Below are 21190 nucleotides of genomic sequence, written 5' to 3'. Positions count from 1 at the left end.
GCGTTCCCCGGAATGACGGCTGATCGTCATGTCGCTCGCCCGGAAACAGATCGGGCGCCGCCTCATGAAGAAGCCGGCGCCCTTAGTGGAGCAAACCAGCCCCGGCTTAGTGAGTGTAGCGCAGCCCGAACATGAAGGTGCGGCCGAAGTGATTGTTCTCGTAGTTCCGGTCGGCCTCGAGATCGACGTAGCGGTAGCGATAGGCGTCGGTCAGGTTGGTGCCCTCGACCGAAACTTCGAAATTCTTGGTGAGTTTGTAGCGGATAGACGCGTCGACATTGGTGATCGAGTCATAGCCCTCGAGCACATTGCCGGTGGCCGAGCCGTTGTCGACGAACCCGCTACGATAGGCGATCGACGCGCGCGCACTGAACTTGCCATCGTCATAATAGAGCGTTCCGTTGAGCGAACGCTTGGCAAGGCCGTAGAGGGTCGATGACGTGACGAACCCTGCATAGCCGCCATTGGGTACTGTTGCCGGACCGTTGACGTTATAGTTGATGTTGCTCGATATGAGCGTCACGTTGGCGATCCCGCCGAAGTTGCGCAGAAAGCCGGGCAGGAAGCGGAACGGTCCCTGCAACCCGATCTCGACGCCGCGCACCCGACCGCCGGAGGCGTTGCCGATCGTCGAGATCGTCCAGAGCTGCCCCTCGGGGTTGGACGCCGCCGGCGAACTCGCCAGGATGACCGACAACGGCAAGCCGGTCGAGGCGAACGTGCCGGTGCGCGTCGTCGAGATTGGGAAGCTCTGGATGTTCTTTTGGAAGAAGGCGACCGACAGGACCGATTCCTTGGCGAAATACCATTCCGCCGCGGCGTCGAGCGCGGTGGCGCGGAACGGATCGAGGAACGGGTTGCCGAAGCTGACCCTGTAGTTGAATCCGTCGACCGACCCGCCCGGCGTGAGATTGCCGAGGCTCGGGCGCGTCATCACCTTGCTGATCGCGCCGCGGAGAATGAGGTTCTTCGCCGGGTAGAAGGCGACGTTGAACGAGGGTAGCCAGTCATCGTAGTTGCGCTGCACCGTCACCAGGGTGCCGCTATTATAACCGGTCGACGACTGGTCGGTCGCGACATAGCGGACGCCGCCATTGAAGGCGTAGTCGAGGCCGAGCAAAGTACCCTTGGCGTCGAACTGCAGGTAGAAACCCTTGTCGGTCTCGCGAACCGACCGGATGTTGGTCTGGTTGGGCACCGCGGTGCGTGAGTACAGCTTGGTGTAGGCGGTGGCCGCGGGCAGGTTCGCCACCACCCACGAATTGGTATTGCCCGCAGGCTGGCCGGCATTGCCCAGATTGAACACTTCGGTCAGTGCCGAGGTCACCGGGAAGCCGTAGACTGCCGCCGAGCCGAACACGTTCGACGCCGAACAGGTGATCGTACCCAGCACGACGTCGGGCGCCGCGGCCGGCTTGGTTGGGCAGACGACGGTATCGCGCGCCGCTTCATAGAGGTTGAAGTCGTAGCGGCGATAGACCCCGCCGGCGCGGATCTTGAATCCGTCGGCGACGTCCCAGGTCGTCTTGAGCGAGACCGTGCGGAACTTGTTGGTCGTGTTCGACGGCCGGTCGCGAATCTCGGCGAGCTGGAAATTGGTCGGATCGGTGACGCTGGTACCGAAGGTCAGCTTTGGCGACTTCATGTTGGTATAGTCGTAGCTATACCCCTGCGCATCACGGTCATCGAGGATGATCGTCGTTTCCTGCGGGATGTCGGCGTCCGATTTCGACAAGCCGGCGAGCAATTCGATATGGATCTTGTCGCCGATGTCCTGCTTCCAGTTGCCGCTGAACTGGTAGAAGGTGGTGTTGAGCTTGCGCTGATAATGTTCGACGCGGACCCAGGCGTCGTTGATCGTCGCTTTGATGAGATTATTATTCGAATCGATCGTATAGTCGGTGACGTCGATCGACCGCTCGTTTGAGCGGAACAGCACCTCGCCCCAGCGCTCCTCGCGCAGTTCCTTGTAGCGCGACCATAGGCCGTCGAACGAGATCTTGGTGCGATCGGTCGGCGCCCATTGGATGCTGCCGGTGATGCCCAGTCGCTCGCGGTTATGCTCGATCAGGCCGTAACGCGGAATGCGCGGGTGGAATGCCAGCGCGACGGCGTCGCACGCCGCGACGCGTCCGTTAGTGTAGGTGCCGCCGGTGTTCCGCACGGCGGTGTTGCTGGTCGCCGACGTATAGAAGCACGGGACGCCGTTGACCGAGTCGAAGCGCGGCCCGTTAACCCAGCGCACGCTGTTGTTGCCGAGTTCGAACTGGTCCTGCTTGCTATAGGCGGCCGACAGCGACACACCGAACTTGCCATCATCGGATTTCCAGCCGATCAGCCCGGCAACACGTGGGCCAAGGTCCTTCGACAGATCATTATACTGGCCCTGAGCGGACAGCGCCAAGGTCAGCCCCGGCTTGCCCGCGAGCGGGTTGCCGGTGTTGAGATCGACCACTGCGCCCAGCGACCCCTCATCGAGTTGCGGTTCCGCGGTCTTGTTGACCACCAGCGACGTGAACAGTTCAGACGCGAAGACGTTGAAGTCGAACGCGCGCTCGCGGTCGGCGCTGGCGCCGTCGCTGGTCGTGGTCAGCGCCTGCATGCCGTTGACGCGGACCGCGGTAAACTGCCCCGACAGGCCGCGCACGGTGATCGACCGGCCTTCGCCGCCGTCGCGCTGGATCGAGATGCCCGGGATGCGCTGGAGCGATTCGGCGAGGTTCTGGTCGGGGAATTTGGCGATATCCTCGGCAACGATTGCATCGACCGAGGAGACTGATTCGCGCTTCAGGTCGAGCGCCTTGTTGAGTGAAGCGCGAAAGCCGGTGATGACGATATCGGACGCCTTGTCGTCGGTGCTCTGGTCGGCGGCCGTGGGGGCCGGCACCGGGGTTTCCTGCGCCGCTGCGGCGGTCTGGTCGGCCGGTAGGGTAGCGGGCTTGTCGGCGGCGCAGGCCCAGCCCGGCTGCATCAGGCCGAAAGCGAGCGCGATGGTCGACCCTCCTTGCGCCATCCGCACGATGCGCACTGCCAACGGTTTCGCTCGGTCTTGCATTATCGTCTCTCCCCTGACTCATGTCGCCATGACACCGGTTGTTGCACCGCGTGCCGCCGGACCGCGCAACAGGTTGGAGAGTTGGTTGTGGGTGGTGTGCCCCTTTTTCCCTCTCCTGACGGCTGCCGGCTTTCCCACCGGTCTTGCCGCTGTTACCTGTCTATTGGTAACCGGTGTCAACGACATGCGACGAGGAGATAATCATGTCAATACGTATCGCCATCGCGGCTGCAGCGGCGTTGCTCACGCAGGAGGCGGCGACGCCCCGAATGGTCGTGATCGACGGAGAAGCGGTCAAGCGCGACGAGCCGCCGCCGCACGGCAATATCGGGATGAGCACCGCCTATCGTTACAGCGACGCGGTGCCTGGCCGCGCGATGGAGTTCCGCAAGCGCGTTCTCCATGTCGGCGCGGCGATCGGCGCGCACAAGCTAGCGCACGACGAAGTCTATTACGTGCTGTCGGGCGAAGGCGAGGCGTTCTCCGGCGACCGCATTGCGCCGGTGAAAGCGGGCCAGGCGATCTATTTCTTCGACGGCGAGACGATGGGGATAAGACAGAAAGGCAAGCACCCGCTGGCGCTGATCATCAGCTATCCGCTGGCGGTGCGGGCTAGAGCGCGATGACGTGAGTTTGACCCGCCGTGATTGCCCGGGCGTGTTCGCTGGCAAGGAGCGGTGTGCAGCGCGTAGCGGCGCTACGCGCAAGGACCGCGACGCAGACCAGCGGGCGCGCCCGGGCAACCGCAAAGCGGCGGGCGCCTTTTGGCGCAGAGCAGCGTCTCTCGTCGGTCACGATGCATTCTGCATCGCTCCGCTCCTCGTTCCTCGCCCTGCGCCAAAATCCGCTCCGTCACGGCGGGTCAAACTCACGTCATCGCGCTCTAAATAGCGCCCAGCCACCCGCGGCTCTTCGCCCAGGTGACGAACAATTCCGGCCAGGCGGCAGCCGGCTTGCTGACCACGCCGCGCAGGCCGAAGCCATGTCCGCCTTCGCCGAACAGATGCAGTTCGACCGGCACTTTGGCCGCGCGCAATGCTGCGTGGAGCAACAGGCTGTTCTCGACCGGCACGGTCGCGTCGTCCTCCGCCGCGCAGAGGAAGCAGGGCGGGCAGGCGGACGTGATGTTGCGGTCGGGCGAGTGCGCCGCGATCAGCGCAGGCGAGGGATCGGGACCGAGCAGCGCCTGGCGCGATCCGGCGTGCGCGACCGACAGGTCCATCGACACCACCGGATAGATCGGTGCCGCGATCATCGGTCGCGCCGATAGCGCGTCGGCGGCGTCGACGGGCTCGTACGTCTTCGCCGCGAACCGCGCCACGAGGTCGGCGCACAAATGCCCGCCTGCCGAAAACCCCATCGCGCCAATGCGGTCGGGGTCGAGCCGGTATTTCGTGGCGCGCGACCGGATCAGCCGCATCGCCCGCTGCGCGTCCTGCAGCGGCACGTCGGCGCGGTTCGCCCAACCCTCGCCGGGCAGGCGGTAGAACAGGACGAACACGGTGACGCCGCGCGCGGCCAGCAGGCGGCCGATCTCATAGCCTTCCTTGTCCATCGCCATCCGCACGTACCCGCCGCCGGGAAAGACGAGCAGCGACGCGCCGTTCGGCTTGGCGGGACGGAAGACCGCCATGCGCGGCGTCGATACGCCGGCGACCGCGCGGTCGTTGAGCTTGGCGGTGTCCTTGCTGCGTTCGGTGGTGACCTCGACCGGCGGTTTGGCCGGCATGCCAGGCGCGCCTTTGGGCCAGAGGTCGATCGTCTCGTCGGGCTGCGACAGGGTCAGCGGCAGGTTGCCCGGAGCGGCCGGGAGCGCGGTCTGCGCTGCTGCGCCGCTCGCCGCCACCGCCGCGCCCAATGTCGCGAACAAGGCGGTGCGGCGGTCGAACTCGGTCATGTCAGGTGCCCGGCTGGATATAGGGAATGCGCGCGAACAGCTCGCGCTGCCATTTGCGCGGGTCGTTCTCGATATGGCTGTCGACGTCGAACACCATCGTCGCGCGGCGCGCGAGATCGTATTTCGGCCAGACCGGCAGGCCCGGATGGTTGGGATTGCCGGTCTTGGCAAAGGCGACGAAACTGTCCTGCACCGCTTTCGACGCCGCGCGCGCGTCGAGCCCGGTACCGGTCTGCGATCCCGCCGCGTCGAGCGTGCTGAACGCCAGCGGGATGTCCATCGTGTGGAAGGCGCCGCGGCGCGGGTCGGTGCGCGAGCCGAAGTTCACTTGATAGACCCAGGCCGGGGCGCCGGCGCGGGCGCGCTCCTCCGCCTCGATCACCTGGCCGCGCCAGCTCCGTCCGGCAGTGACCGCGGCATAGAAGACGTCGCTCGGCGACCAGGTCGGGAATTGCCTGCGATATTCGGCCACCACCCATTCGGGCAAAGCATCGATGCGCAATTCGGGCGCGAGGCGATCGGGCATATTGCCCCAGGTCAGGCCCTTCACCTTGTCCGAATCGGGCGGGATGAACGCGCGCGCTTCGTCATGGACATTGCCCAGAATCAACGGGATCGACAGACCCTGCGGGTTGGCGTCTGGCCAGAAGGGGTGGCGATTGAGCCATTTCATGTCGAGCACCGGCCCGAAATAGACCCCGCCGCCGAGGAAGGGATCGTCGGCCGACAGCGCCTCGACCAGTTTCTCGGTCGGTGCCGACAGCAACGGGCCGAGATCGCGCTCGCTCGCCCCGAGCTTGCGCAGATAGGCGCGCGCGCGGTCGGTGGCATGGAGCGGGCCGGAGGCGGTGACCTGCTGGCCCGACATCGTCACCCCGCGATGGAACAGTCCCTTGGCCGCCGGCATGCCGGTCAAGGTGGCGATCTTGGCGCCACCGCCCGACTGGCCGAACAGCATCACGCGATTGGGGTCGCCGCCGAACGCCGCGATATTGTCGCGCACCCATTTGAGCGCGAGGATCAGATCGAGCTGGCCGCAATTGCCGCTATCGGCGAAGCGCGGATCGAGCCGCGCGAGATAGAGATAGCCGAATGCGTTGAGGCGGTGATTGACCGTCACCACCACGACATCGCCGCGCGCGGCGAGATTGTGCCCGTCGTTGAGCGGATCGGTGACGCTGCCGTTCGAATAGGCGCCGCCATGGATATAGAGCATCACCGGCTTCTTCGCCGCCGGATTTGGCTCGGCGGTCCAGACGTTGAGGTAGAGGCAATCCTCGGATTGCGGCTGATATTTGCCCGATTGCGGACAGACCGGCCCGAATTTCTGCACCTGCCGCATTTGGCCGCGCGCGGCATAGGGCACCGGGGCGCGGAAGCGTTGCGCGACGCCGTAGCGGATGCCGCGATAGGCAATGACGCCGCGGTCGCTTTCGCCGACGAAATCGCCCGACGGCGCGCGCACATAGGGCGCCGCGACCGCGCGCGCCGCGCTTGACAACAACATCGTCGCCCCGGCGCTGGCGCCGGCGCCGATCAGAGTGCGACGGCTCCAGCCTTCAGCGTCGGACATCCAGACCCCCTGCTAGGTACGCGTCGATATCGGCCTGGCGGAACAGACTGGCATCGCCCGGCAGCGAATGTTTGAGCGCTGTGAGCGCCAAGCCGGTGCGCGCGGCATCGTCGATGGTTCCGCCGTTGCGCAGCGCATGGAGGACGCCCGCCGCGAACGCATCGCCCCCGCCGATCCGGTCGACGATGCCGGCCAGCGTGATCTCGGCCGATTGTGCATGCGCGTCGCGCGTATCGATCCGCGCCGACAACAAATGGCGATCGACATCCTCGGTGTGCCGTGCGGTCGAGGCGATCGTCTGGAGCTTGGGGAAAGCGGCGAAGGCGGCGTCGGCTGCTTCGCGCCGGCGGTCCTCGCCATCGCCCGAAAACGGCTTGTCGAGCAGCAAGGCGATGTCGCGATGGTTACCGAACATCAAATCGGCCTGCGCGACCAGCCGCGACAGGATCTCGCGCGGCTTGCCGTCCCAGCGCTCCCACAATTTGCCGCGCCAATTGCCGTCGAACGAAACCGGGATGCCGTGCGCCGCGGCGGCCTCGGCCGCGGCGATCGCGGCCTGCGCCGGCACCGGGCCGAGCGCGGGGGTGATGCCTGACAGATGGAGACGATCGACGCCCTCGAGCAGCGCGTCCCAATCCCAGGCATCGGTGGGCGCCTCGGCGAAGCTCGAATGCGCGCGGTCGTAGATCACTTCGGTCGCGCGCATGCCGGCGCCCGAGGTGACGAAATAGAGCCCCATCCGGTCGCCGCGGCGCTGGATGCCGCTGGTGTCAATGCCGTGGCTGCGCAAGGTGGCGATGGCGGAATCGCCGAGATCGTTGGCGGGGACGGCGCTGACGAAGCCGACCTCGTGACCGAGCCGGGCGAGCGCGGTCGCGACATTGGCCTCGGCGCCCGCCACCCAGACGTCGAACTTGGGTGTTTGCAGGAGGAGTTCGCGGCCCGGTGGCGAGAGCCGCAGCATGATTTCGCCGAAGGCGAGGAGTTTGCCCATTACTTACGTTCCCCCAATCCGTCATGCCGGCCTTGTGCCGGCATCCACAGAGCCGCACGCTTTTCGGTCTGCGGCTCCGTGGACCCCGGCACAAGGCCGGGGTGACGAGGAGCCTGAGGCGAGATCACCGCGCGAGCCACCCGCCGTCGACCGCCAGAATATGCCCCTGGACATAATCCGCCGCGCGGCTCGCCAGGAATACGGCCGCCCCGCCCAGGTCGCTCGCATCGCCCCAGCGCCCCGCCGGGATGCGGTCGAGGATCGATTTGTTGCGCACTTCGTCGGCCTGCAGCGCTGCCGTATTGTTGGTGGCGATATAGCCCGGCGCGATCGCGTTGACGTTGACGCCTTTCGACGCCCATTCGTTGGCCAGCAACTTGGTCAGCCCGCCGATCCCGCTCTTCGACGCGGTATAGCTCGGCACCCGGATGCCGCCCTGAAAGGTCAGCATCGACGCGATGTTGATGATCTTGCCGCCGCCATTGGCGATCATGTGCCTGCCCGCCGCCTGGCACAGGAAGAACACCGATTTGAGGTTGGTGTCGACCACCGCGTCCCAATCCTCCTCGGTGAAATCGACCGCGTCGGCGCGGCGGATGATGCCGGCATTGTTGACCAGGATGTCCAGCCCGCCGAGCTTGTCCACCGTTTCGTCCACAATTCTTTGCACAGGTTCGATCGTCGTCAGATCGGCCGAGACGATCTCGGCGCGGCGGCCCAATGCGCGCGCTTTCTCGACCGTTTCTTGAGCAGGGGTACGGCCGACGGCGGCGATATCGGCGCCGGCCTCGGCCAGCGCCAGCGCGATCGCCTGGCCGATGCCGGTATTGGCGCCGGTGACGATCGCGACTTTGCCGGAAAGGTCGAAGGGATTGGTCATTGTCATATCCATTCCCCTCCCTGCAAGGGAGGGATTGATCGGGTCGAAATGTCCCCCGGACATTTCTGGATCATGCTGGGAGCATGATCCACCCGACAATGGGTGGGTGCGCGGCGCGGAGCGTCGCGCGGCTCGCTGGCGATGACGCCGAGCCTTGCGGCTCGGCACCCACCCCCAGCCCCTCCCTTGCAGGGAGGGAAGTCACGTTACGCCAGCTGGCAGATATCCAGCACGTTCATGTCGGTATAATCCTGGTTCTCGCCGGCCATCGCCCAGATGAAGGCATAGGCCTTGGTGCCCGCGCCCATATGGATCGACCAGGGCGGGCTGATCACCGCTTCCTCGTTCTGCATCACGATGTGCCGGGTCGCCTCGCCTTCGCCCATGAAGTGCATGACGCGGTCGGTGTCGAGATTGTCGAGCTCGAAATAGAAATAGATCTCGCTGCGGCGCTCATGGATGTGCGGCGGCATCGTGTTCCACACGCTGCCCGGCTTGAGCACGGTCAGGCCCATCACCAGCTGCGCGCTGTCGCACACACCCGGGATGACGAGCTGAAAGATCGTGCGTTCGTTCGATTCCTGCAGGCTGCCGCGCTCGAGCGCATTGGCGTCGGCGATCCCGAGCTTGCGCGTCTGGAAGGCTTTATGCGCGGGGCAGGAGGCGAGATAGAAACGCGCGCCCTGACCGGCGAATTCGACGTCGGTCGCGCCCATCGTGACGTACAGGCAGTCCTTGTTACCGAGCGTGAATTCCTCGCCGTCGACAATGACCTTGCCGTCGACCGTGCCGACATTGACGATCGCGAGTTCGCGCCGCTCGAGGAACGGATGACCGACGGCCGAGGGCGGCTCGGTCTGCGCGGGCAGCTTGACCGGTGCGCCGCCGACCGCGACGCCGCCGATCACGAAGCGGTCGGCATGGGTGTAGTTGAGCACACACTCGCCCTCGCGGAACAGGCCCTGGATCAGATAGCGGTCGCGCAGTTCCTCATTGGAGACGCACTCCATCATGTCGGGATGGGTGGCGTAATAGGTACGGTCGAACATGAAACTCTCCGTTGGGAATCAGGCCGCACGCGCGGCAAAATGGGGATCATCGATCTTGTAAGCGCGGCGCACCAGGCCGCTGGTCAGTTCCTGGATCAGCTCGGCCGCTTCCCAGTCGTGAAGACGATGCTCGGCGACCAGTCTGGCGAGGAAGGCGCAGTCGACGCGCCGCGCGACATCGTGGCGCGCCGGGATCGACAGGAAAGCGCGGGTGTCGTCGTTGAACCCGACCGTGTTGTAGAAACCGGCGGTCTCGGTCGTCATCTCGCGGAACCGCCGCATCCCTTCGGGACTGTCGTGGAACCACCAGCTCGGGCCGAGCTTGAGGCAGGGATAATGGCCGGCCAGCGGCGCCAGCTCGCGCGCATAGGTCGATTCGTCGAGCGTGAAGAGGATGATCGACAGATCGCGCTCATTGCCGAAGCGATCGAGCAACGGCTTCAGCGCATGGACGTAATCGGTCCGCGTCGGGATGTCGGCGCCCTTGTCGCGGCCATGGCTGGCGAACAGCCCGGCATTGTGGTTGCGGCAGGAGCCGGGGTGGATCTGCATCACCATCCCGTCCTCGACCGACATCGCCGCCATTTCGGTCAGCATCTGTGCGCGGAACAGCTCGGCATCGGCCGGGGTCCAGGTGCCGGTGACGATGGTGCGGAACAGGCGCTCGGCCTCGCTTGGCGACAGATTGGCGGTCGCCGCGGTCGGGTGGCCATGGTCGGTCGCGGTGGCCCCGGCCGCACGAAAATCGGCGCGGCGCTTGCGATGCGCGGCGAGATAGCCCTGCCAGTCATAGACGTCCTCGCCGGTCAGCTCGGCGAAGCGCGCCATTGCCGGCTTGAATGCCTCATGCTCGACGTCGATCACGCCGTCGGGGCGATAGGTGGTAACGACGCGCCCGCCCCAGCCCGAGCGGCGGATGGCATGATGGTGCGACAGATCGTCCTGCGCACCCTCGGTCGTCGCCAGGAAATCGATCCGGAAACGGTCGAACAGCGCGCGCGGACGGAAGGCGTCGCTCGCCAGCTTCTCCCCGATCGCGTCGAAATAGGTGTCGGCGGTCGAGGCGTCGAGTTCCCGGTCGATCCCGAACACCACCGAAAAGACATGATCGAGCCACAGCCGCGACGGCGTGCCGCGGAATAGATGGTAATGCGATGCGAACAGCCGCCAGGCGGCACGCGGATCGGTCGCGGGCACGCCGGCGCGCGATGGGATCGCCAGCGCGTCGAGATCGACGCCCTGGCTGTAGAGCATGCGATAGAGATAATGGTCGGGGGACAGCAACAAGGTGGTCGCGTCGGTCCATTTGTCGTTAGTCGCGAACCAGGCCGGGTCGGTATGGCCGTGCGGGCTGACGATCGGCGAATCGGCGACGGCGGCATAGAGATTGCGGGCGATCGACCGCGTGCCCGGATCGGCGGGAAACAGACGATCGGGGTGTAATTCCAGCGTGCCAGCCATCAGCCTTCTCCATCCTCCCCGCTTCTGTCGAGCGGGGCTCTGGTAACCGGTGTCACCTAATAGTTCAACCGCTCCCGACGCGTTCAATCGACCGGTGGCGACACCGACCCGCGGCGGATCAGGGTCGACAGGAACATCGACGGTTCCGGGACGCTCGAATCGTCGTCATTGTCGGCGATCCCGGTGATCAGCTTGAGCGCGGCGGACCGCGCCATCGAGGCGATCGGCCAGCGCACGGTGGTCAGCGGCGGCCACATATGCGCGGCGATCGGCGTGTCGTCGAACCCGATCACCGACAGATCGCGCGGCACGATCAACCCGCGCTGGCACGCGGCATGGATCACGCCCGCCGCCATTTCGTCGTTGCTCGAGAAGATCGCGGTCGGACGCGGGACGACGTCGAGCAGGCGCTCGGCCGCGATCAGCCCCGATTCGAAGGTATAATTGCCCTCGGCGATCATGCTGCGCGGGAGCGAGATGCCGGCGTCGCGCATCGCGTCCTCGAACCCCAGCCGGCGCTCGCGTGCCGAGCGGAAGCCGTGCGGGCCGGCGACCAGCCCGATGCGGCGATGGCCCTGGGCGATGAGATATTGCGTCGCCTCGTGCACCGCCTCACGGTCGTTGGACGCGACCATATGTTCGGGCGTGTCGAGTTCGGCCGAGCCCATGCGGACGTAGCGGCAGCCGAGATTGCTGCACAATTTGGCAACCGCGTCATTCTCGCTGATCGGCGGCATCAGCAGCACGCCGAACAATCGCTGACGCTCGAGGAAGAGGCGCAGATCCTCGAGCATCGTCGCCGACCCGCGATCGACCGGACGCACGACCATTTCGAATTCGCTGTCGTGGATCGCTTCCAGCATGCCTTGCTGGACGTTCATCACCGTCTGGGCATTGGGATTGTCATGGACCAGCCCGACCAGGAAATTGCGCCGCAGTGCCAGCGCGCGCGCCTGCGGATTGGGGACGTAGCCGAGCTGGCCGATGACGTCCTCGACCTTCTTGCGCGTATCGTCGTTGAGCAGCGGGGATCGGTTGATGACGCGGCTGACGGTTTTCTTCGACACCCCCGCGATGCGCGCGACATCGTTGATCGTCGGCTGGCCGGTCTTTTCCATCGTCACAGGCATAGCGAGCCGCGCGCTACTGGGCTAGCCTTGCTTCCGGCCCGCCGGGCGGGCAGAGCTGACACCGGTTACTCAAGAAGGCGAAAGATGACGGCGAACGCGGTTCGGATCGATCCGAACGACAATGTGGCGACCTTGCTGGCCGATGCGGCGGCGGGTGAGGCGGTGGTCGCCGATGGTGCGCCGGTAACCGCCGCGATGGCGATTCCGCGCGGGCACAAGATCGCGCTGGCGCCGATCGCGGCGGGCGATGCGGTGATCAAATATGGCTTCCCGATCGGGCGCGCGACCGCGTCGATCGCGGTGGGCGAACATGTCCATTCGGACAATGTCGCGACGGCCCTCGTCGGACAACAGGCTTATACCTATGCGCCGACGCCGCGCGCCAATCTCGCGCCGGGCGACGCCACCTTCCAGGGCTATCGCCGCGGCGACGGGCGGGTCGGCACGCGCAACGAAATCTGGGTGCTGCCGACGGTCGGCTGCGTCGCGCGGACCGCCGAGCGGATCGCCGCGCGGGCGGAGGCGGCGCTGGCCGGCAAAGTCGATGGCGTCCATGCCTTCATGCATCCCTTCGGCTGTTCGCAGCTCGGCGAGGATCTCGACGGGACGCGGGCGATCCTCGCCTCGCTCGCCTGCCATCCCAATGCCGGCGGCGTGCTGATCCTCGGCCTGGGGTGTGAGAACAACCAGATCGCCAAGCTGGTCGAGACCATTCCCGAATGGCGCCGCCCGGCGATCCGCACGCTGGCGACGCAATTGGCCGGCGACGAGGTCGCGGAAGGCGTCGCCTTGGTCGAGGAACTGGCTGCACAAGCGCAGTGCGAACGGTCGGAAGCGACGCTCGCCGACCTGGTGCTCGGGGTCAAATGCGGCGGGTCGGACGGCTTGTCGGGGCTGACCGCGAACCCGCTGGTCGGCCGGATGAGCGATCGCGTCACGGCATCGGGCGGGCGCGTCGTCGTGACCGAAATCCCCGAGATATTCGGGGCCGAGCAGATGCTGATGAACCGCGCCGCCGACGAAGACGTGTTTGGCCGCGTCGTCGGCGTGGTCAACGACTTCAAGCAATATTTCATCGATCACGGCGAGCCGGTGTCGGAAAATCCATCCCCCGGAAACATTGCCGGCGGCATCACCACGCTCGAGGAGAAGTCGCTCGGCGCGGTGCAGAAAGCGGGCCGCGCGCCGATCGCCGACGTCATCCATTATGGCGAGCGCGTCGCCAAAGACGGGCTCACCCTGCTCGAGGCGCCGGGCAATGACGCGGTGTCGTCGACCGCCTTGGCGGCGGCGGGCGCGACCGCGATCCTGTTCACGACGGGGCGCGGCACGCCGCTCGGCTTCCCGGTGCCGACGATCAAGATATCGTCGAACAGCGATCTCGCCACGCGCAAGCCGGCCTGGATCGACTTCGATGCGGGGATGGTGCTCGATCGAGGGTTCGAGACGATGGAGGCGGCGCTGACCGAGCGGCTCTGCGCGATCGCCTCGGGCGAGCCGACCGCGGCCGAACGCAATGGCGAGCGCGAAATCGCGATCTGGAAGCGCGGAGTGACCCTGTGACCCGGTTGTCGCGCGCTGCCCTGGCCGGGCTGCCGATGGGGATATCCGCGCCGCGTACGCGCGGCCCGGTCGCGACGGGGATCGTCCATTTCGGTCCGGGTGCCTTTCATCGCGCGCACCAGGCCGCGTATGTCGACCGCTTGCTCGACCAGGATCCGCGCTGGGGAATCGCCGCGGTGTCGCTGCGCAGCCGCGGCACGATCGAGGCGTTGGCGGAGCAGGACGGGCTTTACACGCTCGCCATTCGCGACCTCGAGTCGAGCCTGCGCGTGATCGGCGCGCACAAAGAGTTCCTGGGGCCGGAGGACGCGGCGCGGACCTTGGCCTTGCTCGCCGCGCCCGACACGCGGCTGGTCACCACCACGGTGACCGAGAAAGGCTATTGCCTGGCGGCGGACGGAACGCTCGATTTCGGCCATCCCGATATCGTCCACGATCTGGCGCGGCCGGCCGTCCCGACCAGCGTGATCGGCTGGATCGTCGCCGGGCTGGCGGCGCGGCATGCCGGCGGCATCGCGCCATTCGTGCCGATGCCGTGCGACAATCTCGCCGCGAACGGCGCCAAGCTCCATGCTGCGCTGGTGGCGTTCGCCAGGCGGCTCGACCCGGCGCTGGGCGATTGGGTGGCGGGCGAAGTGTCCGTGCCGTCGACCATGGTCGATTCGATCACTCCGGCGTCCGACGACGCGCTCTATGCCGATGTCGCGGCGGCGCTGGGCGTCGAGGATCGCGCCGCGGTCCAGCGCGAGGCGTTCGCGCAATGGGTAATCGAGGATGTCGGCGCGCTGCCCGATCTTGGCGCGGTCGGCGCGACCCTCACCGCCGATGTCGGCGGCTATGAGCGCGCCAAGCTCAGGATCCTCAACGGCGCGCATTCGACGCTTGCTTATGCCGGATTGCTGCGCGGTCATGTCAGCGTTGCCGAGGCGATCGGCGATCCCCTGCTGGCGCGCTTCGTCGATGCGATGATCCGCGAGGATATCATTCCGATGCTGCCCCCGGTGCCGGGGCTGGACCTCCGGACCTATGCCGATGCGGTGCTGCGGCGCTTCGCCAATCCGGCGATCGTCCACCGGCTCGATCAGATCGCGCAGGATGGATCGCAGAAGCTGCCGTATCGGCTCGGCGATACCTTGCTCGCCAATCGCGCGGCCGGGCGCATGCCGCGCCATGTCGTCGCGGCGCTGGGCGGCTGGGTCGCATTTCTCATGCAGCGGGCGCGGGCGGGTAGCAGAATCATCGATCCGGCGGGTGACCGTCTTGCCGCGCTGGCTTTGGCCGAAACGCCTGCTCGCGTGGTCGAAGGGCTGATCGACGAGGGGTTGGGCTTTCCGCCCGCGATCGAAGGCGACGCAGAGCTGGTCGCACTGCTGAAAACCGCCGCGAACGCCGCCTTTCGCGGCGAAATTCCAGCCGAGATGCACGCCTGACACGTTGCCGGGCTTGTCATTGACACCGGTTTCCCATACGCAGTCGACCAGGAAGAATGCCATCAGGGCGAGGAGGGGTTCGGCGGTGCAGCCAGACGATAACGTCGACAATATCACGCGTATTGCGCGCTCGTTCGTCGGCGCGCGCCGCGACGGCCACGCCCTGCCCGATTATCCCGGCGACATGCCGGCCGAGCTCGACGATGCCTATGCCGTGCAGGACGCCGCGCTGGCGCTGACCGAGGGCAAAGTCGCCGGATGGAAAGTCGGGCGGATCAATCCGCCGATCGGCGCGGTCGACCGGCTGGCCGGTCCGATCTTCACCAATCAGGTCGTCATCGCCGACGGTTCGCCGATCGCGATGCCGGTGTTCGCGGACGGTTTCGCCGCCGCCGAGGCCGAATTCCTGCTGCGCATCGGCACCGCGCCCGATCCGGCCAAACACCATTATACGATCGACGACGCGCGGGCGCTGATCGATGCGGTCCATGTCGGGATCGAGATTGCCAGTTCGCCGTTTCCCGGGATCAACGATCACGGCGCGCCAGTCACCATTTCCGATTTTGGCAACAATAACGGCCTGATCGTCGGCGCGGCGGTCGAGGGCTGGCGCGACATCGACCTCGACGCCTGGCCGGTCGAAACATGGATCGAGGGCGAGCGTGCCGGCGCGGCCACGACCGCGACGATGCTCGACGGGCCATTCGGGGCGGCGCGTTTCCTGTTCGAGCTGATGGCCGCGCGCGGTATCGCGCTGGAGGCCGGACAATGGATATCGACCGGCGCGGTAACTGGGGTACACCCGGTGCGCATCGGCGACCGCGTCGAGGCGAGATTCGATGACCGGTTGACGGTCGAGTGCACGATCAAGGCCCGTTAAGAGGTCACTTTCGAGGGAGAGAGAGACGATGGCGACGACCGGGATGCCGGACGCCGGACGGGTGGATATGCGGGTCGGCCGCTATCGCTGGGTGATTTGCGGGCTGCTGTTCGCGGCGACCGCGATCAACTATGTCGATCGCCAGATGATCGGCGTGCTCAAGCCGACGATTTCAGCCGAACTGGGCTGGAACGAAACCACCTATGCCGACATCGTCTTCTGGTTCCAGGTCGCTTATGCGATCGGTTATCTGAGCTTCGGCAAGATCGTCGATATGGTCGGCGCGCGGATCGGTTACTCGATCGCGTTCGTGATCTGGACCGCCGGCCACACCTTGTGCGGCCTCATCACCGGGCCGTTCAAGCTGTTCGGCACGATGATTTCGCCGGCGATGCAATTCAACGGCGCGCGGTTCGTGCTCGGCGTCGGTGAATCGGGCAATTTCCCCGCCGGCCTCAAGGCGGTCAGCGAATGGTTTCCGGCCAAGGAGCGCGCCTTCGCTACCGGTGTGTTCAATGCCGGATCGAATGTCGGCGCGATCATCACGCCGCTGATCGTGCCCATGATCACGCTGGCCTACGGTTGGCGGATGGCGTTCATCTCGACCGGCGTGTTCAGCCTGATCTGGCTGGTCGCCTGGATCGCGATCTATCGCCGCCCACGCGAGCAACCCCGCGTGTCGGCGGCCGAGCTTGCCTATATCGAGAGCGACCCCGCCGACCCGCCGCAAAAGATCGGCTGGCTCAAGCTGCTCGGCTATCGCGAAACCTGGGCCTATGCCTTGGGCAAGTTCCTGATCGATCCGATCTGGTGGCTGTTCCTGTTCTGGACGCCCGATTTCCTCGCCAAGACCTATCATCTCGATCTCAAGAACTTCGGTCCGCCGCTGGTCGCGATCTATTTGATCTCCGATATCGGCAGCGTCGCCGGCGGCTGGTCGTCCTCGACCCTGATGAAGCGCGGCTATAGCGCGAATGCGGCACGCAAGCTCACCATGCTGGTCTGCGCCTTCCTGGTGATGCCGATCTTCTTCGCGCAATATGCCGCCAGCGTGTGGCTGGCGGTCGGGATCGTCGGGCTGGCGACGGCGGCGCACCAGGCATTCTCGGCCAATCTCTACACCATCCCGTCGGACATGTTCCCGCGGGCCGCGGTCGGGTCGGTGATCGGCATCGGCGGCACGGTCGGCGCGATCGGCGGCATGGGGATGGCGAAGTTCACCGGCTATATCCTGCAGACGACGCACAGCTACACGTTGATCTTCGCGGTCGCCGGCAGCGTCTATCTGATCGCGATCGGCGTGGTCCATCTGCTCAGCCCGAAGCTGGCGCGGGTCGACGTGCCGGCCTGACCCCGTCGCGGCCGGCACGTGCCGGCCGCTAGAAGGACTGGATCAACACCAGTTGCGGGAGTTGCTGGGTCCAAATTTGGCGCCGTAAGTCAGAAGCCGCATCCAGAGCACCTAACCGGCCGCGACACGCATATCCTCCCCCGCCAACGAGGAGGTGGGCGCGCTCAATATCGGACGCTCCAATCCGGTTCGTGCCGATTACCCGGACTAGTTCCTGAGCATCGCCGCATTGCCCCATGTGACGACCGTCGGCATCTTGTTCTTGGTGGATTTGCCGCGCGCTACCAGTTCGACGATCTTCACGCCGGCAATCTTGGCGCGCAATGTCTGTACGGCCTGGCCAAAACGCGCCGGTGTTGAGGTCGCCAGCAGTTTCCCGTCGCCATAGACGGAGAAGGTCACGACATCGTCGGTATCGAATGTCGAATCATCGACGCCGACATCAGCGACGAAGCTACGGAATTCGCCATTCGCCTTGATCTCGAACCGGGAGTTGGAAAGGGCGCCCAGGCCCGTTCGGTACATCGCGCCATGGACACGTAATGCCTGACGATAGGGCGTGGCATCGGCCTGCGCGCCGCCCCATCCGGTATAAGCGGGCGGTTCGCCGGTATCGGCGGTGCTACCCCATGGAGTGATCATGCGATGGATCGTGGGGTCCGGTTGCGGGACGACCACGCCATCAACGGCTGGGTTCACCCGCCCCGGCATTTCCGAAAGATAGACGCCATCCGCCAGGGCCGGCGTGCCCGCCGCATCGAAGATGAGTGTCTCACGCGGGTCGAGATGGAGCTTCAATTCGCCGGAAAAGGCGGGAAGCGTGGCGCCGCTCCACAGATCCCTGAGCGTAACCGGGGAGGTCCCGGCGAACTTCATGTGCTCGGCCGTCAAGGTCACATCGGCGGGAGCGAGTCCACGGTTGAAGACGGCCACCGCCTTGTGGCCATTGCCGAGCACTTTGACCAGGATCTGCACGTCATCGGTGTCATAGGCCAGTACCGCCTGATTTCCCGCGGCATCCTGATCGATCGCGATGATGTCGCTATTGCCGAAAATGTCCATCAGCGATTGCGGCGCGTGCCTCAGGTCGTATCCGATCAAAAGCGGCGCCGACAGCATTGACCACAGCGCGAAATGCGATTTCGCTTCGGTCAGATGATGCTCGTCAAAGTCGCCTTGGCCGACAAAGAGCATGTCGGGATCGTTCCACGAACCGGGATGCGCATAAAGCGCGCGGTTGGCCGTGCTGTCGAAATTGGCCAGCATCCGCGTCCAACTGGGCGTGAGGTCATCGCTGGTCCGCGAAAGATTACCCACGTTTTTAGCCCAGGCGCGGACGTCGGCCGATCCCCAAACACAGATCGAGAAAACATAGTCGCCATCGGGGTTGGTACGATGCAGGGCGTCGGCAACCCGCTGGTAGAGATCGCGAACCGCCGAGATGTCGGTGCGGCGAATTTCCATTATGTCGACCAACGGTCCGAGCGCGCGGTATTGGCCGGATTTGACGCCTTGGCTGTCGGGGCCGAAGGCACGGATGCCGCAGCCGTCGACCTTGATGTAATCGAAGCCCCAATCGCCGAAATAGAGCTTAATGTCCTGATCGATATGACCATATAGACCGACCTCGCGCTCGGCGACGTTACCCTCGGGCATGTTCGGTGCATTGGGTGCGAAGGCCTGCGAGCAGGTGTTGGCGCCGATATCCGAATAGATGCCGGCCTTCAGGCCCATGGCGTGAAGATGATCGGTGAAAGGCTTGAAACTGTCCTGTCCGGGTCCGCCAACGGCCGCGGAGGGAAAGGTCGAGGTGCGCACCATCATGCGGCCATCCGTCGCGCGCCGTTTCAGCCACCAGCCATCGTCGAGGTTGATGTAGCGATAGCCCTTTCTGGCCAAGCCACTGTCAACGATTACCTTGGCGGAATCCAGGACGCCCGCCTCGATGACGCCTGTGTGAAAGGCATTCCACGAGTTCCAACCCATTGGCGGGGTTGCCGCTTGTCCGGTGGTAACGGCGGTCCAGCGAGCGGTCGGTGCCAGTGGATCGGGTGAAGCATAAGCTGCTCCGTTCAGTAGCGATACCGACAGAACGCCGAAGGACGTCCAACGAACAAACCGCTTCATGACACCTCCACTGTCGATTTTTTGTAATTATAATAGATAATTAGACGAATATTGTCGCGACGGATTCACGGAAAGAGTTTCTGTTGCCGTGCGAAATTGAGGAAAAGCGGGAGCCACAGGCCGTCGGGTGCGCCTGGTCGCCCGCCAACGCCGAAGCCGTGACCGCCATGGGCGAACAAATGGGTCTCCACCGTAATCTTGGACGCGACCATCGCGTCGCGCAGTCGTACGGAGTTGGCCACGGGCACGGTGCCGTCGTCTTCGGCATGCACCAGGAAAGCGGGTGTGGCCGCCGGCGTGACGTTCAGATCAGGCGACCATTCGCGAATTTGTGCCGCGGTTGGCGACCCACCAAAAAGCGACGGCGCCACTCCGTCATAAGCGTAAGCCGGGTCGACCGTCTGGACCGCATAGATCGGTGCCGTGAGGAAGGGCCGCGCGCTCAATTGGTCGGCGGCATCGACGGGAGCGTAGAATGATGCGGAATGCCGCGTGGTCAGGGTGGCGGTCAGGAAGCCGCCTGCGCTGAACCCCATGACGCCGACCCGGTCGGGGTCGACATGGAAATGCGTGGCGCGGGCGCGGATGACGCGCATCGCGCGCTGAGCGTCGGCTGGACCAACGCTCGCCGGATTGCTCCACCCGTCCTGAGCCAGGCGATAGATCAGAACGAAACAAGTAATGCCGGCACGATTGAGGATGTCGGCGACACGATAGCCTTCATGCTCGAAATAGTTCCAGGCGAAGCCGCCGCCGGGAATGAGCAGCATGGCCGAACCGTTCGGTTGGGCCGCCGGGAAAGCGATGACGCGAGGCCTGGAGACGCCCTTGATACGCCGGCTGCTATAGGCCGGGTCCGACGAGCTCTGTTCGACAATTTCGGTCATACCCGGATGCAGAGCGCCGGCGGGCGGACGCGGCCATAGCTCGATAATCTCGCCTGATCCCGTCGCAGGGAGTCCGCTTCCCGTGTCGGCCCTCGCGGACGCCATCGCGGATGCACCTGCGAGCGCCAAGGACGATGCCACGAGATCGCGTCTGGAAAGCCTCATGAGAAAATCCCTTTTTAGTGCCGGGGGACAAGAAAGAAGCTCGTCCATCGCGACGAGTCCCGGCCCGCGGTCATCCAACGCGCGCTGTGCGATCTGGCAGCTGTTGCTGGTGGTCGTGACAGACCGGAATGTCTGGATTCCGCTGCCTGGGGCCATCCCCGCGCCGGTGAAGGATACCGCAATTCGTTCCGACCCTCTCCGCTCGATGGCCCGCGGCGCGTAGCTTGCAACAATCGCGCTACATTTTAGGTAGCGCTATCATAATTAGAGGGCGTGTCAAACGATGTGGCGCTCGATAGCGCGTCGCAGCGCGAGCGCGGCCGCGCCGTCGCCGAGTTCTTCCAGCCAATCATATCGGTGAACGAGAATGTAAAGCTCAGCTGGGCGAAAGCGTCAAGCCAGCCAAGATCGCCAGGCTTTCTCTTTAGTTTCAACCTCTTGCGAGGGAGAGTGGTGCGGCCGAGAAGACTCGAACTTCCACGTCCTTTCGGACACAACGACCTCAACGTTGCGCGTCTACCAGTTCCGCCACGGCCGCACGTGTTAGATGCCATCGGACGGGGCCGCTGGCTGGCAGGCGAGCGCCCCTAGCAAAGCGATCTGTGCGACGCAACCGGAGTTTATCGGGCGGCGCGTCCAGCGCCCGACCCCTGAGCGTCTTAGAATCTATTTGGAAATGCGCCGCGGGCGCATTTCGCGGTGCCGGCCCGCTCCCCCACCCGGCCTCCCAATCAGGGTATTCTATGGG

General features: G+C 65.2%; 15 protein-coding genes and 1 tRNA gene. 5 read left to right on the top strand and 11 right to left on the bottom strand.

Going from position 1 to position 21190, the window contains the following annotated elements:
• Positions 1 to 106: 106 nt before the first annotated feature.
• Positions 107 to 3055 (bottom strand): TonB-dependent receptor, encoded by a 2949-nt coding sequence (locus AC1DQQ_RS19750; RefSeq protein WP_478032536.1) that lies wholly within the window; start codon positions 3053 to 3055, stop codon positions 107 to 109.
• Between the two features lie 203 nt (positions 3056 to 3258).
• Between AC1DQQ_RS19750 and AC1DQQ_RS19745 the strand changes: the two genes are divergently transcribed.
• On the top strand, positions 3259 to 3681 hold the full coding sequence (locus tag AC1DQQ_RS19745; protein WP_478032537.1) for a cupin domain-containing protein: 423 nt from the start codon (positions 3259 to 3261) through the stop codon (positions 3679 to 3681).
• Between the two features lie 257 nt (positions 3682 to 3938).
• Here the strand turns inward: AC1DQQ_RS19745 and AC1DQQ_RS19740 are convergent, their stop codons facing one another.
• From AC1DQQ_RS19740 to AC1DQQ_RS19710, 7 genes are all read right to left on the bottom strand, one after another.
• Complete coding sequence (locus AC1DQQ_RS19740; RefSeq protein WP_478046505.1) at positions 3939 to 4952, bottom strand: alpha/beta hydrolase; 1014 nt, start codon at positions 4950 to 4952, stop codon at positions 3939 to 3941.
• Position 4953: 1 nt separating this feature from the next.
• Positions 4954 to 6525: a carboxylesterase/lipase family protein gene (locus AC1DQQ_RS19735; RefSeq protein WP_478046503.1), complete on the bottom strand. Its 1572-nt coding sequence runs from the start codon at positions 6523 to 6525 to the stop codon at positions 4954 to 4956.
• The gene (locus AC1DQQ_RS19730; protein ID WP_478046501.1) at positions 6512 to 7519 is read right to left on the bottom strand and encodes a sugar kinase; all 1008 of its coding nucleotides are present in this window, start codon (positions 7517 to 7519) and stop codon (positions 6512 to 6514) included. Before AC1DQQ_RS19730 ends, AC1DQQ_RS19735 begins: the two co-directional genes overlap by 14 nt.
• A gap of 124 nt (positions 7520 to 7643) precedes the next feature.
• Positions 7644 to 8399 (bottom strand): 2-dehydro-3-deoxy-D-gluconate 5-dehydrogenase KduD, encoded by a 756-nt coding sequence (kduD, locus tag AC1DQQ_RS19725; protein ID WP_478046499.1) that lies wholly within the window; start codon positions 8397 to 8399, stop codon positions 7644 to 7646.
• A gap of 206 nt (positions 8400 to 8605) precedes the next feature.
• The gene (gene kduI / locus AC1DQQ_RS19720; RefSeq protein WP_478046497.1) at positions 8606 to 9448 is read right to left on the bottom strand and encodes a 5-dehydro-4-deoxy-D-glucuronate isomerase; all 843 of its coding nucleotides are present in this window, start codon (positions 9446 to 9448) and stop codon (positions 8606 to 8608) included.
• An 18-nt stretch (positions 9449 to 9466) separates the two neighbouring features.
• Positions 9467 to 10909, bottom strand: coding sequence for a glucuronate isomerase (gene uxaC, locus AC1DQQ_RS19715; RefSeq protein WP_478046495.1), 1443 nt, complete (start codon positions 10907 to 10909; stop codon positions 9467 to 9469).
• An 83-nt stretch (positions 10910 to 10992) separates the two neighbouring features.
• Positions 10993 to 12027, bottom strand: coding sequence for a LacI family DNA-binding transcriptional regulator (locus tag AC1DQQ_RS19710; RefSeq protein ID WP_478046551.1), 1035 nt, complete (start codon positions 12025 to 12027; stop codon positions 10993 to 10995).
• Positions 12028 to 12123: 96 nt separating this feature from the next.
• Between AC1DQQ_RS19710 and AC1DQQ_RS19705 the strand changes: the two genes are divergently transcribed.
• The 4 genes from AC1DQQ_RS19705 (at position 12124) to AC1DQQ_RS19690 (ending at position 17263) form a co-directional block, all read left to right on the top strand.
• The gene (locus AC1DQQ_RS19705) at positions 12124 to 13602 is read left to right on the top strand and encodes a UxaA family hydrolase (RefSeq protein WP_478046493.1); all 1479 of its coding nucleotides are present in this window, start codon (positions 12124 to 12126) and stop codon (positions 13600 to 13602) included.
• On the top strand, positions 13599 to 15032 hold the full coding sequence (locus AC1DQQ_RS19700; protein WP_478046491.1) for a mannitol dehydrogenase family protein: 1434 nt from the start codon (positions 13599 to 13601) through the stop codon (positions 15030 to 15032). The genes AC1DQQ_RS19705 and AC1DQQ_RS19700 overlap by 4 nt, the downstream gene beginning before the upstream one ends.
• Positions 15033 to 15117: 85 nt before the next feature.
• Positions 15118 to 15912, top strand: coding sequence for a 2-keto-4-pentenoate hydratase (locus AC1DQQ_RS19695; protein ID WP_478046490.1), 795 nt, complete (start codon positions 15118 to 15120; stop codon positions 15910 to 15912).
• Between the two features lie 28 nt (positions 15913 to 15940).
• Positions 15941 to 17263 (top strand): MFS transporter, encoded by a 1323-nt coding sequence (locus AC1DQQ_RS19690; RefSeq protein WP_478041222.1) that lies wholly within the window; start codon positions 15941 to 15943, stop codon positions 17261 to 17263.
• 207 nt (positions 17264 to 17470) lie between these two features.
• On the opposite strand, the gene AC1DQQ_RS19685 is transcribed toward AC1DQQ_RS19690, so the two are convergent.
• The 3 genes from AC1DQQ_RS19685 to AC1DQQ_RS19675 all read right to left on the bottom strand — a co-directional run bounded on the left by AC1DQQ_RS19685 (position 17471) and on the right by AC1DQQ_RS19675 (position 20980).
• A complete protein-coding gene (locus AC1DQQ_RS19685) occupies positions 17471 to 19390 on the bottom strand; it encodes an NPCBM/NEW2 domain-containing protein (RefSeq protein WP_478046488.1) in 1920 nt (639 codons plus the stop codon).
• Positions 19391 to 19455: 65 nt separating this feature from the next.
• Complete coding sequence (locus AC1DQQ_RS19680; protein ID WP_478046486.1) at positions 19456 to 20277, bottom strand: alpha/beta hydrolase; 822 nt, start codon at positions 20275 to 20277, stop codon at positions 19456 to 19458.
• Positions 20278 to 20893: 616 nt separating this feature from the next.
• Positions 20894 to 20980 (bottom strand) — tRNA-Leu (locus tag AC1DQQ_RS19675).
• Positions 20981 to 21190 lie beyond the last annotated feature (210 nt).

Source organism: Sphingomonas sp. P4_G3, assembly GCF_056401105.1.
The sequence above is the reverse complement of the archived record's forward strand: the minus strand, read 5'-3'. Positions and strand labels throughout refer to the sequence as shown.

Excerpts from the sequence above, each read along its gene's own strand:
- uxaC (WP_478046495.1), bottom strand. The coding sequence starts at position 10,909 with ATGGCTGGCACGCTGGAATTACACCCCGATCGTCTGTTTCCCGCCGAT.
- AC1DQQ_RS19685 (WP_478046488.1), bottom strand. The coding sequence starts at position 19,390 with ATGAAGCGGTTTGTTCGTTGGACGTCCTTCGGCGTTCTGTCGGTATCG.
- AC1DQQ_RS19750 (WP_478032536.1), bottom strand. The coding sequence starts at position 3,055 with ATGCAAGACCGAGCGAAACCGTTGGCAGTGCGCATCGTGCGGATGGCG.
- kduI (WP_478046497.1), bottom strand. The coding sequence starts at position 9,448 with ATGTTCGACCGTACCTATTACGCCACCCATCCCGACATGATGGAGTGC.
- AC1DQQ_RS19735 (WP_478046503.1), bottom strand. The coding sequence starts at position 6,525 with ATGTCCGACGCTGAAGGCTGGAGCCGTCGCACTCTGATCGGCGCCGGC.
- AC1DQQ_RS19740 (WP_478046505.1), bottom strand. The coding sequence starts at position 4,952 with ATGACCGAGTTCGACCGCCGCACCGCCTTGTTCGCGACATTGGGCGCG.
- AC1DQQ_RS19705 (WP_478046493.1), top strand. The coding sequence starts at position 12,124 with ATGACGGCGAACGCGGTTCGGATCGATCCGAACGACAATGTGGCGACC.
- AC1DQQ_RS19710 (WP_478046551.1), bottom strand. The coding sequence starts at position 12,027 with ATGGAAAAGACCGGCCAGCCGACGATCAACGATGTCGCGCGCATCGCG.
- AC1DQQ_RS19730 (WP_478046501.1), bottom strand. The coding sequence starts at position 7,519 with ATGGGCAAACTCCTCGCCTTCGGCGAAATCATGCTGCGGCTCTCGCCA.
- AC1DQQ_RS19690 (WP_478041222.1), top strand. The coding sequence starts at position 15,941 with ATGGCGACGACCGGGATGCCGGACGCCGGACGGGTGGATATGCGGGTC.
- AC1DQQ_RS19745 (WP_478032537.1), top strand. The coding sequence starts at position 3,259 with ATGTCAATACGTATCGCCATCGCGGCTGCAGCGGCGTTGCTCACGCAG.
- AC1DQQ_RS19680 (WP_478046486.1), bottom strand. The coding sequence starts at position 20,277 with ATGACCGAAATTGTCGAACAGAGCTCGTCGGACCCGGCCTATAGCAGC.
- kduD (WP_478046499.1), bottom strand. The coding sequence starts at position 8,399 with ATGACCAATCCCTTCGACCTTTCCGGCAAAGTCGCGATCGTCACCGGC.